Below are 11,470 nucleotides of genomic sequence, written 5' to 3'. Positions count from 1 at the left end.
GCATCTGTCATTAGGATTTGGGCGCCGCCGGCGGCACTTGCTTTTCGGCCAGCGTCGTATGGCGCGGATAGAAGCCATAGCGCGCATAGAAGCTAAGGACACTTTCGTTGCCGGCCGCCACGTTGATTTCGATGTAACGCGCACCGCTGGCCTTCAGCCAGTCGAGGCCGCGGCGCATCAGCGTGTCGGCGATGCCCGCGCCGCGGTAGGGCTCATCCACATACAGCGAATCGATCTCGCCGGTGTCATTCGGGCGAACCATGCTCACACAGTATCCGGCGAGCCGCATATCGCCCGAATCGCGGGCCAACTCGACGCGAAATGCGCTGGCGCCGCTATCCCGAAACTTTTGCAGCCGCTGCTCGAATGTGAACTGCCGGTAGATCTGTGCGAAATGCCGCGAGCCCTGCTCATGGTGCCGTTTCAGCTTCTCCCAGAGCGGCTGGATGATCTCCAACCATGCGGCATCCCCGTGCGTGTATTCGATGCGATTCATGCGATCCCCACCACCTGCATACGCTACGGCACGCGGATCTTCCAGAGCGAGAGCAAGCCGCCACCGAGAGCGAACTGGCCGCGGTACGACGGCAGGTTCCTGCCACGGCCCGACTCGTAGAGGCCGACCCGCAGATCATAGACGCCGGGCTTCGCGTCCGGCGTGATTTTCAGATCGCGCTGCTCTTCCCACTCCGCGCCGGGCGCCTGCGGCAGATCGAGCCGCGCATCGCTTTGCGCCACGCGCACGCCACGCTCGTCGAAGACCTGCACCGTCGCCACGAGGCCCCCCGCCGGCAGCGACAGTAGACGCCAGCGCAGAGTCAGGTCGAGCGTGCCGCCCGCCGCGACAACCGCGCGGTCGAGCCGGTAGTCGGTCAGCATCACCGCATGGCCCCAATCGTAGGTAAGCCGCTGCTGCCCGGCCGCCACGGCGAGCGGCGGCGCCGGCACACGGACCGCGTCGCCCGATGGCTTGCCGGCGATCATGACCGGTAGACGCTCACCATTCTGGCGCGCTAACCCGATAACCAACGCAGTCGCCGCCGAGTCCGGCGCGCTGACCCGCACATCCAGCGGGACCCGCTCGCAGAAGACGATGCCCGCCGGCCAGATCCCGGTCGGAAAGTTGCCGTTGCCGTTGTACGTGTCTTTCTGCGCGGCGATCAGGTCGCCATCGACGAGCAACTGCACGAACAACAGGTCGTTTTCAGACGGTCTGCGCTCCGCGCGCCAGCAGAGCGTCACCCACACCGTCTCACCGGGGCGCAGAACGGATGCATCAAGCGCGACGCCGAGTAGGGTCACGTCGTCGCCGATCCGGGCATCAACCGCCTGCGGCGCCTGGGTGCGCGCCTGCGCCAGCATCAGCGAGTCGGGCGTGGCGTAGACTGGCGCGATGACGCCAAACGGCACGTAAATCGCCAGCACGAGCATCGCCGCCAACGCGCCGCGCGTCGCCCAGCGCGCCCACCGCTGCGCCGGCGGCAACCAGACGAGCCAGCCGCGCACGAACAGAATCACGATGGCCGAGAGCGCCGGGAACAGTAACCGCCCCTGCGCGACGATCGTCTGCATATTCAGGTTGACGAGCGCAGCCACGATCGTCAGGAACCACCCGGCGGCGAGCGCCAGCGAGCCAAGCTCGGCCCAGCGCTTCTGCCGCGCGGCACGCACTGTCCAGACGGCCATCCCCGCCAGGGCGACGAGTAGCGCTGCGTCATACAGGCGGTACAGCCAGTCGGCGACCGGCACATTGAACCAGCCGAACAGCGCCCAGAACGACCAGCGGATACCTTCGGTCTCCGGCAGGAAGTCGAGCAGGGTGAAGTTCTTGCCGCGCCGCCCGATCATATCGAGCAGGACGTTCAGGCCGGTGACATCTCTATAATACACCCAGTTCCGCGCGTACCACCAGCCGCTGATGATTGCCCCGACGGTGAAGGCGATCAGGCCGCCGCGCAAGTAGCGCGCGATCTGCCGACGGTACAGGCCGAGCGCGGCCAGCACCAGTGCGGCAAACGGCCAGACCCAGAGGCCGCTCAGCTTCGAGAGCGCCGCCGCGCCGAGCACGCTGCCCAGCACGATATAGTCGCCATCGCGGTACGACGCGCGCCAGAGCCGGGCGAGCAGCAACAGCGCCAAGGCCGACATGAACGTGACCAGGCCGTCATTGCTGACCAGCGCGGAGCTAAAAATGAACGAGGGAATCAGCGCGTTCACGACGAGCGCGCCCCAGACGAGCGTCGGCTCGGCCGGGAAGAGCGTGCGGGCGAGCGCAAACGTACAGGCAAGGGTGCCGACACCGAACAGCACCGAGAACAGCCGCACCAGGTGCACCGCCAGCACCGCGCCCTGCCACGGGAAGCCTTCGTCGTCGTGGTGCACCACGGCGTTCTGGTTGTCCGGGTACGGCGGCGGGTAATAGACGGCGTGCGGGTTGTCGACGAGGCGGGCGGGCAGGTCGCTCGTATCGAGCCAGGCGATCAGCGGCGCGGACAGCAGATAGTACAGCGGGGGCTGGTTAGCCTCGTGCTTGGCGAGGTGCGGGTATTCGGCGGCGGGCTGGCGAGGCAGGCCGCGCCCGCTCGCGACATACTGGACAAACGCGAAGTGCGAGTCCTCGTCGTAGCCCTCGAAAATCGGCGTGACGAGGCCGTATATGACGGCGAGAAGGGCGAAGCCGGTCAGGACGAGCGCGACCCGCTCATTGTCCGAGAACCTTCTCAATCTCGTCCTTCCAGTCGGGGGCGTGGTCGGCAAAGGCGCGGACGAGGCCGAAGCAGCCGGCGATCATCATGTCGCCATGCGGCACGGCGAAATACGGCTGGAGCGCGGAACCGCGCAGGAGGCCGCGCCGCGGGCCGATCACTACATAGTCGGACGGCGCGGGCGCCGCCGCGTCGAACACGAGCGCGCCGTGCCCCATGTCGTTGAAGACCTCGTCGTTGGTCACCTCGCCGCGCGCCAGCTTCTGCAGATATGCCTCAAGCTCGGCGGCCGTCAGTTCGCCGGTATGGTGCTCGAACACGCCGCGCACCTGGCCGTCGCCCATGTTAAACGCCAGCGTGTGGAAGTTGCCGACGTTGGCGATCACGGCGCGCGGCAGGGCGCGCACGCGCGGGTCTTCCAGCGCGCCGAGCACGGCGGCCGGCGCGGTGTCCATCATCAGCAGCGGCTTGTCGTTTTCCACTGAGCTTGCGGTGGCCTGCATGCGCGTCATGCGCGGCGGGATGCGGTCGCGTGGGAACGCGAACGCCGAGAGCTTCCCGCCGCCCGTGAGCGCCTCGGCGATGAAGTCGAAGCGGAAACGGCGGTCGGAGGCGCCGGCGGGCGCGTTGCCGTGGTCGAAGACCGCGACGGCGTATGCATCCACGTCGTCGAGCGAGAGCCCGAACGACTCGAACGCCCAGGTGATCTGCGGCAGATAGAAGTCGCGCATCTCAATGCGCTTGACGCGCTTGAGCCGCTTCGCCTCGTCGTCCGAAATGATCCGGATGCCGCTGCGCGCAACCGCTTCGAGTTCGTCGTTGAACGACAGCGCCGCCTGCGGCGTGGCGTAGACGCGCAGTCCCGCCCGCATATGGTCGTCGGCGGCCCAGTTCGACGGCCCGCCGCCCATGAGCGTGCCGGTCAGCACGACCGGCTGGCGCTTGGCCGTCGCCTGCCGGATGGCGTCAGCAACCAGCGCCGTCGGCGACGGCATGACCATCTTGAGGCAGTTCTCGATGGCGCGCGTGCTGTCGAACAGCAGGATATCCTGCGTGCCGGTGCCAACATCAACCGCGAGTATCTTCATGGTGAACTACGCCGGTTCCGCGTGCGGTTCCTGCGGCTCCAGCTTGTAAAGCTTGTCCGCGCTCTTGAGCCGGTCGAGGAACAGGATGCCGTCGAGGTGGTCGATCTCGTGTTGTATGACGCGCGCCAGGTAGCCGCGCGCCTTCATGCGGAACGGCTTGCCCGTATGATCCAGCGCGCGAACCTCGACCCAAACGTGTCGTTCGATATCGCCCTGATAGCCCGGAATGGAGAGGCAGCCTTCCGGCCCTTCCTCCATGTCGCGGCTCGCCTTCAGGATCTCCGGGTTGACTAGCCGGAAGAAGCCTGACTGCGCTTCCGGCTCTTCCTCGTCCGGCTGCACATCGACGACGATCAGTCGCTGGAGCACGCCGACCTGCGGCGCGGCCAGCCCGACGCCGGGCGCTTCGCGCATCGTCTCAGCCATGTCGTCGAGCAGTTTCTGCACCGCCGGGGTCACCTTCGCCACCTTCTTGGCCCGCTGGCGCAGGATCGGATCCGGCACCTTCACAATGTCCAACATCACCTTGCACTCTCCCAGGCTAGTTGCTAGCTGCTAGTCGCTAGCCGCTCCAAGAATCGCTGCGCGGCGGCATCGCTCACCGCGCGCCGGTCGCATGTCAGGCTGACGTGCACGACCGGATGAACTTGAGTTTCCGCTTCACCTGCCGCCACCGCGCGCGCCACGACCGGGCCGATGTTCAGCACGGCGGTCTGCCCGTCGGCAACCAGATCGGTCGCCAGCAGCGCGGCTCGCGAACGAATCGTCAGCGTGCCGCCTTCAAGCGAACCATCGGTCTGTGCCTGTGACAGCCGCCGCGCGATGCCGACAATGTTATAGCGCTCGGCGTTCGCAATCACGCCAGCACGCGGCAGAGCCGTACCATCATCAATCGAGATCGCAACGTGAACAGTGCGGTGCAAGCGCACGCCATCGGCTGTGACCGTCGCGTTACATTCCGGCACGTCCAACAGCGCGGCCACCGCCGCGTGAACCAGGAAGGCCAGATCGTCCAATGCCACGCGCTCGCGCCGCGCCCACGCCGGCTGCATCGCCGCGCGTTCGGCCGCGATCGCGCTCAGATCCAGCGCAGCCGTAACGGTGCCGTGCGGCACGTCGCGCGCGATGCGCGCCACACGCTCGGCACGCTCGCGCTGCGCCGTCGTCAGCGGGCGAATCGTATCAGCAGCCTGTGCTTCGCGCGCTGCCAGTGCCGCCAGCACATCGGCGCGCTCGATTCGCCCGGTCGAAGGCACACGATCCAGCGGCAGGCTATATGCAGCGGCCATGCGCGCCGCCAGCGGCGAGATACGCGCCGGCCGCGCCGTGGCCACGCTGTCGGGACGGATCAACGCCAGCCGGTCGCCCGGCGTCGCCAGCGCACCGGCCGACGCAGCGACTGTTTCAAGCACACCGTCGCACGGCGCCGGAATATCCCAATCGAAGCGCGCCGAGTGCGCTTCCAGCAACGGCTCGCCGATTGCGACACGCTCGCCGGCCTGCCGCCGCCAGCGGCCCACCGTGACCGGCCCATCGCCATTCAGCGCGGAAAGCGTGAAATCCATCGTGTCAATCTCTACACACCACCGTAGGGGCGCATGGCATGCGCCCGGCGTTGCACGCGCCGGTGGTGCACAACCCACGGGGCACACGCAGTGTGCCCCTACGCATGGTCGTCATCCCTCGAGTGCGCGCATCGCCACCATTCGCCGTAGGGGCGCGTTGCACGCGCCGGTGGTGCACAACCCACGGGGCACACGCAGTGTGCCCCTACACATCATTGCCATCCGCCGAATGCGCGCTCATCGCCATGCCGACGAACAGCCAGAAGAGCGTGACGGAGTGCGGGAAGTCCAGGTTGAAAAAGTAATGATCGAAAATGCCGCCGACCAGCGCGCCGAGCACCGCCGCCAGCGCGCCGAGCAGGATCGGATCGATCTCCGCCGCGCGCTTGAAGACGACCCAGCGATTGGTGAAGAAGACCACGATCACGATGGCAAACGATGCCAGGCCGATCAACCCCATGCGCGACGCCATCAGCAGGTAGAGCGACGATACGCCGACGTAGAGATCGACATCCGGCACGCCGGTGAAGCCGACGCCGAACCACGGGTAGCGCGCGATCAGATTGAGTGCATCCTTATACTCGCCGAAGCGCATCTGCGTGGCGCGATCCTGCCCCAGGATGCCCTCGACCAGGTGCGTCGCGTACGACTGCGTCCACGGCAGCACCCACAGCAGACCGAAGACGAGCGCGGCGCCCAGCACGATGCTGCCCCCCGTTATGACGGCGGCGACCAGCGGCGGCATGCGCCGCGAGAGCAGGGCGAACAGGATGAACCCGACGGCCACCCCCGCGCCGAGCAGCGAGCCGCGCGAGAACGTCAACAGCAGGCACAGGCCGGTCGCCGCGACTATCGCCACGATCAGTTCGCGACGGAACAGGCGGCGCGGCGAAAACCACTGCGGGATGGCCAACGAGATCATCAGGATCAGCAGACCGCCCAGCACATTCGGATCCACTGCGGTGGCGATGGCACGCTTGGGCAGAGACGGATCGTCCTCGATGTAGCGCAGCACGTTGCCGGTTGGGTAGCGCACGACGCGCAAGGTGTTGAGCAACTGGTTGGCCAGCGCGTCCGGGATGACGTACAGGATAATGCCGATCAGCGAGGCGGCGAAGCCGAGCGCCAGTAGCACTTTGGCGGCGCGTTCCAGATCGGGACGCGCGCGCAGCACATTGGCGACGACAAAGTATGCGCCGATCGCCATCAGGATTTCGACGAAGCGGCGCAGGGTGGCGACGCTGACGCCGGCCGCGCCGAGACCGAGAATGAACGCCGTCAACGCCAGCGCGAGGAAGAGCAGCACCGGCAGGTCGAGCGCGGTGGTGTGCCAGCCGGCGCGCCGCCCAGTCGCCACCTGCACCAGCCAGACCGCGACGAGCAGTAGCGTGACGATGTCGAGGAACGTCGGGTTGAAGCCGATATTGAGCGGAATCGCCGCAAACGGCAGGAGCGTGGCGATCGCCATGACGCCGTACAGGCCCCACTGCGCGTCGCGCGCCAGCACGGATGCGCCAAGCAGCCCAACGAGCGCGGCGAAGCCGATCAGCGGGTTGACAAACGCCACAAGCGCGCCGGCGGCGATGCCGACCAGCGCGATGGTGAGCAGAAGCGGGGCAGACGCCCAGCGGAGAGAGTTCAACATGACAGCGACCGGTGCTGCACGGGCACATTACGGCCTGAAATCGCCGAAAACGACCTTATCGTCGTTGCCGGCGCGGAGGCGCGTGCCGCCCGCATCGTACAGGCCGACCTCGAAACGGTAGCGGCCCGAGGGCAGATCGGTACTCATTATTATATCATAGCGGTCGACAATCGTGCGGCCCGGCACCCACTGCGTCGTCGGATACGACCCGCCGACCGGTGGGTTGTCCTGCTGGGCCGCCAGCGCGCCGGCCTCGTTCAGCAGGTGCGCGAAGACGGTGTAGTCTTTGGCCGGCACACGCGCCGCCCGCCAGTACAGCGTGAGCCGGACGGCGCCGGGTACGCGCGCGGCACGGTACGCCAGCAACTCGATGCCATCGCCAAACGCCGCGCCAATCGGCGACCAGAGCGCCTGATACGCGCGCGGCGAGAGATAACGCTCCAGCCGCAGCGAGCCAAACGACGTCTCGTAGTCGCGGTCGGCGAAGCGCGTTAGCACCTGCCCGGTCACGCCGTCGCGGTCCCAGTTCGGCGCGGGCTGCGGCACGAACCAGATGCGGTTGTACGCGCCGGCCAGCCGGTCCAGTTCCGGCTCGACCGATTCCGGCCCAAGCGGCCTGGCGACCGCCGGGTCGCCCGGTCCCTGCCCCGGCACCAGGACGATCGGCAGGCGGTCGCCAATCTGGTACGGCATCGACGGGTCGGGGAAGTTGTATACGACCACATCGCCGGGCTGCGCCTGCGACAGGATCGCCTGTGCTGTCTCGCGCCAAGGCGGCGCTTTGGCGAAGCGAGGGTCCGTGTGGTAGTTGACCAGCGCGAGCAGCATGCCGGCGCTTGCCACAGCGAACAGCGGCCAGCGCCAGCGGCCCAGCGCCAGCAGGCCGCGCGCCGCGAGCAGCATGTAGAACGGCACGATGAAGATCAGGAACTTCTCATCGTACATCGGGCGGAAGAGCGAGCCGGCATAGATCAGCGCCAGCGGCAACACAGTCAGGATGCCGAGCGCCGTCAGCGCGGAACGCTCACGCTCATACGGTGCGCCGCGGGCCACCGCCAGTGCGCCGAGCACAGCCAGCCCGAGCATGACACCGACGAACGGCCACGCTTGCGCCCATTCGACCGTCGTGCCGAGCGAGTACGCCAGCGCGCTGCGCCCCAGCACGTCGAGCGGCGAGACCGGCTCGATCCAGGGCTCGCTATGCCCGGCGATGCGCGCCCAGGCGAGGGCAAACCAGATGATGGCGACCACGCCGGCCAGCGCATTGACAAGGAACCAGCGCAGGTAGAACCCCAATGGCCAGCGGCGACGCCACCAGAGCAGCAACGCGACCACGTTGATGGCGAACACCGCGAAGTAGGCGAAGTAATGGTTGAGGATGTTGAGCGTCGTCAGCAGGAGATACGCCGTCCAGAGCGCCAGCCCTACACGCCCGCCCGCCGAGCGCCAGATGCGCTCCGCGACCAGCGCCGAGGCCAGCGCCAGCGCGGCGAGCAGGGTGTACATGCGCCCGTCCTGCGAGTGCCAGATCAGGAACGGGTGCAGAGCTACCAAGAGCGCCCCCAGCCGCGCCGCCGCCTCGCCGAGCAGGGTGCGGCCCAGCCGGTACGTCAGCGGCACAAGCGCGACGCCTGCAGCCAGCGCGATGAAGCGGGCACTGAGCTGCGAGGTGCCGGCCAGTAGCAGCCAGAAATGGTCGAGCGTGTGATAAAGAGGTGGGTAGATCTGGTTGAAGCGATCCTGATAGAAGATCTCGCCAAGCGGCTGCAGGGCAAACAGCACGTCAAACGACTCGTCGCCGCGCAGAGACTGCGCATCGGCGCGGAACAGGTGCGTCGCCCAGCCGAGCAGGGACAGCAGCAGAGGCACGCGATAGCGCTTCACGCGGCATGCCTCCGGCGCGACCACAGGGCGACCGCACCCAGCGCGGCAAGCGTGAACAGCGAGATGGCCGCGCCGAGCTTGACGACGGGCGGGTCAAACACAAACTCGACCCGGTGCGTGCCGGCCGGCACGACGACCGCGCGCATGATGACGTTGGCGCACGCGATGGGCGCATCGACGCCGTCCACCAGCGCCCGCCAGCCGGGGTAATCGTTCTCGGCCAGCACCAGCAGGGCGCTGCGGCTGGCGTTCACCTGCCACGTCGAGCCGTTCGCGGTGCGAGACAGCAGCGTGACGCCGCCCCGTATATCGGGAGCATTCACTGCCACCGGCGCGGGCACGATCGCCTGCCGCGCGAAGTCGAACTCCGGCGCGCCGAGCCGCGCCATCGCCTCAGCCTGCCCCGGCACCACGTCCACCACGCCGACCAGCGCAGCGCGTGGCGCGACGTTCGCCAGGCGATGCACATACGTCGACTCTTTGTCGCTGATCTTCTGCGAAGCAATCACCTCGCTCATGACGCCCAGTTCAGCCAGCGACTGCCGCCAGGTGATCACATACTTCACGTTGAGCAGACCCCAGACGCGCGCCAGCGGCAGCTTGTGGAACTGCTCGTAGGCGGCCAGCCGCAGCGGGCTCGCGCCCCAGGTGTCTGCGAGGTCGAACGTGTCGCCGAAGTTGCCGAAGAGGCGATACTCATTGTAGGTGCGGAACTCGGACGCGTCGGCCTGAATTAGCGATAGGTACGCCGGCGGCTGCACCTGCGCCTCGGGCGGCAACGGCTGGAAGTTCGTCTGCCAGTTCACCGTGAACAGGTCAAGCCCCACCAGAACGGCCGCCAGCGCCAGCAGGCGCGCGCTGCGCCAGCGCATTCGCAGACGGAACGCGAGCAGCAGCGCCAGGCCGCCGAGCATCAACGCCAGCCAGACGGCGCGCTCGCTTGCCTCGCGGAACGGGCTGTCATGCTTAAGCTCGGCGACCATCCACGCAAAGTACAGCAGGACGAAGAACGCCGCGGTAAGTACCACAGCGCGAAACGCCCACCCGCTGAATGCGCGCAGGCGGCGATGCAGGCCGCGCGGCAGCGGCGCGCAGAGCGCGAGCGCGCCGTGCCCGGCCAGCATCGCGAGCGCGAACGAAAACAGGAACGCCGCGCGCTCCTGCTGGCGAAACAGCGCAAACAGCGGCGCAAACAGATAGAGCAGCGGGTAGAAGAACAGGTTGCCGCCGAACGAGAGCGCCAGTGCAACGACAGCTAGCCCGATCCAGAATGCGATCAGTCTGCGCCCATGGCGCGAAAGAGCGGGCGCCATGAGCGCCAACGCCAGCGGCACGATGCCAGCGTAGAGCGGCGAGTAGGCGCTGACCGAGCCGGGCAGCAGCATCTGCAACGGGTCGAGCAGGTCGAAGCCGCGCGCGTAATCATCGTATGAGAGGCTCTGCCGCGACGACAGGCGCATGAATTCGAAGCTCGGCAGCCACTGGATCGCTGAAACGCCGAGCGCAGCAACACCGAACAGACCGAGCGAGACGAGCAGCGCGCGCCACGACACACGCTCGATGCGGGCCGTGAAAAGCGCATACGCTGCGCTGGCCAGCCCCACGTAGAGCGCCGACTGCGGGTGCCCTGCCAGCAGCGCAATACCAAAGACGAAACCAGCCGCCAGCGCCGCGCCAGAGCCCACCGTGCGTGCGCGATAAGTGCGGCCGAGCACCAGCAGCACCAATGGGAGCCAGACGTCGGTCTCCAGCACCGCCAGTTGCTGCGACGGGTACGACGTCAGGTAGCCGCCGAACGTGAAAACGAGTGCCGCCAGGAACGCTGCGCCGCGCACGCGCGTCGTCACGCCAACGTCCGACATGCGCGCCAGGGCGTCACGCGCGAAAAGGTAGGTGAAGATGCCCGCCTGCGAGAAGTGCAGGACGGCTTGCCACTCCAGCGCCAACAGCGAAAAGCCGCCCAGCGCGGACGCGGCGAGCATCACCAGCAGCGACGGCGGGTAGAAGACGGCGGACTGCACATCGGCGAGGAACGGGTGCCCCGCATAGGTGTACGGATTCCAGAGCGGCACGCGACCGTGCGACAGTTCGTTGTACGCAAAGCGTGCAAACGCGTAGAACTGCTCGGCAAAGTCGCCGGACGGAAACGAGCCGCGGTCGAGCGCACCCGGCGCCAGGATGCGCCAGTGGAAGAGCAGCGGCAGCGCCAGCAGCAGCGCGAGCAGGGTTGCGTCGGGCAGGCGATTTTTCACCGGCTCGGTCCCGCCGGGCAGCAAGCGCGCACCGAGTGATGCGGGAGCATGCCGGAAGTGTGTTGGCCCAGGCCCGCCACCCCGTCATTCCGGCATGATTTTAGCCGGAATCCAGGCACTGTGCCTGTGGCCCAGGGCTTTTCCAAAGTTAATACCTCCCCCACCCTTACCCTCCCCCGCGACGCAGAAACGGCATCGCAGGAGAGGGAATTGGCTCCTTCCCCTGTTCGCTGCAATTGCGAACGGGGGAAGGTTGGGATGGGGGTAGCTTGGGCTCGGACTTTGGAAAGGCCCTGGCCTGTGGCCTGCACATTTGCCACAAGCAGAACTG

8 protein-coding genes are annotated in these 11,470 nt (G+C 67.3%); all 8 read right to left on the bottom strand.

All coding sequences use genetic code 11. The features are described from left to right. Positions 1–10 precede the first annotated feature (10 nt). The 8 genes from HZB53_01795 to HZB53_01760 all read right to left on the bottom strand — a co-directional run bounded on the left by HZB53_01795 (position 11) and on the right by HZB53_01760 (position 11,139). The gene (locus HZB53_01795; GenBank protein ID MBI5876356.1) at positions 11–496 is read right to left on the bottom strand and encodes a GNAT family N-acetyltransferase; all 486 of its coding nucleotides are present in this window, start codon (positions 494–496) and stop codon (positions 11–13) included. Positions 497–519: 23 nt separating this feature from the next. Next, complete coding sequence (locus tag HZB53_01790) at positions 520–2,724, bottom strand: hypothetical protein (protein MBI5876355.1); 2,205 nt, start codon at positions 2,722–2,724, stop codon at positions 520–522. After that, positions 2,702–3,793 carry a DUF1786 domain-containing protein gene (locus tag HZB53_01785; GenBank protein MBI5876354.1) on the bottom strand — a complete coding sequence of 364 codons (1,092 nt, stop codon included), beginning with the start codon at positions 3,791–3,793 and terminating at the stop codon, positions 2,702–2,704. The genes HZB53_01790 and HZB53_01785 overlap by 23 nt, the downstream gene beginning before the upstream one ends. A 6-nt stretch (positions 3,794–3,799) precedes the next feature. Next, positions 3,800–4,315, bottom strand: a complete 516-nt coding sequence (def, locus tag HZB53_01780; protein ID MBI5876353.1) for a peptide deformylase — start codon at positions 4,313–4,315, stop codon at positions 3,800–3,802. A 26-nt stretch (positions 4,316–4,341) separates the two neighbouring features. Continuing rightward, positions 4,342–5,358, bottom strand: a complete 1,017-nt coding sequence (locus tag HZB53_01775) for a 2-oxo acid dehydrogenase subunit E2 (protein MBI5876352.1) — start codon at positions 5,356–5,358, stop codon at positions 4,342–4,344. A gap of 205 nt (positions 5,359–5,563) precedes the next feature. Continuing rightward, a complete protein-coding gene (locus HZB53_01770; GenBank protein ID MBI5876351.1) occupies positions 5,564–7,003 on the bottom strand; it encodes an O-antigen ligase family protein in 1,440 nt (479 codons plus the stop codon). Between the two features lie 27 nt (positions 7,004–7,030). Continuing rightward, entirely contained in the window at positions 7,031–8,887 is a 1,857-nt protein-coding gene (locus HZB53_01765; GenBank protein ID MBI5876350.1) for a glycosyltransferase family 39 protein, read from the bottom strand. Next, on the bottom strand, positions 8,884–11,139 hold the full coding sequence (locus tag HZB53_01760; GenBank protein ID MBI5876349.1) for a YfhO family protein: 2,256 nt from the start codon (positions 11,137–11,139) through the stop codon (positions 8,884–8,886). The genes HZB53_01765 and HZB53_01760 overlap by 4 nt, the downstream gene beginning before the upstream one ends. Between the last annotated feature and the right edge of the window lie 331 nt (positions 11,140–11,470).

The organism is Chloroflexota bacterium (assembly GCA_016235055.1).
Classification (GTDB): Bacteria; Chloroflexota; Anaerolineae; order JACRMK01; family JACRMK01; genus JACRMK01.
This window is presented reverse-complemented; position numbering and strand designations above follow the sequence as displayed.

Coding starts and splice junctions, on each gene's coding strand:
- HZB53_01795 (MBI5876356.1), bottom strand. CDS start 496: ATGAATCGCATCGAATACACGCACGGGGATGCCGCATGGTTGGAGATC.
- HZB53_01785 (MBI5876354.1), bottom strand. CDS start 3,793: ATGAAGATACTCGCGGTTGATGTTGGCACCGGCACGCAGGATATCCTG.
- def (MBI5876353.1), bottom strand. CDS start 4,315: ATGTTGGACATTGTGAAGGTGCCGGATCCGATCCTGCGCCAGCGGGCC.
- HZB53_01775 (MBI5876352.1), bottom strand. CDS start 5,358: ATGGATTTCACGCTTTCCGCGCTGAATGGCGATGGGCCGGTCACGGTG.
- HZB53_01770 (MBI5876351.1), bottom strand. CDS start 7,003: ATGTTGAACTCTCTCCGCTGGGCGTCTGCCCCGCTTCTGCTCACCATC.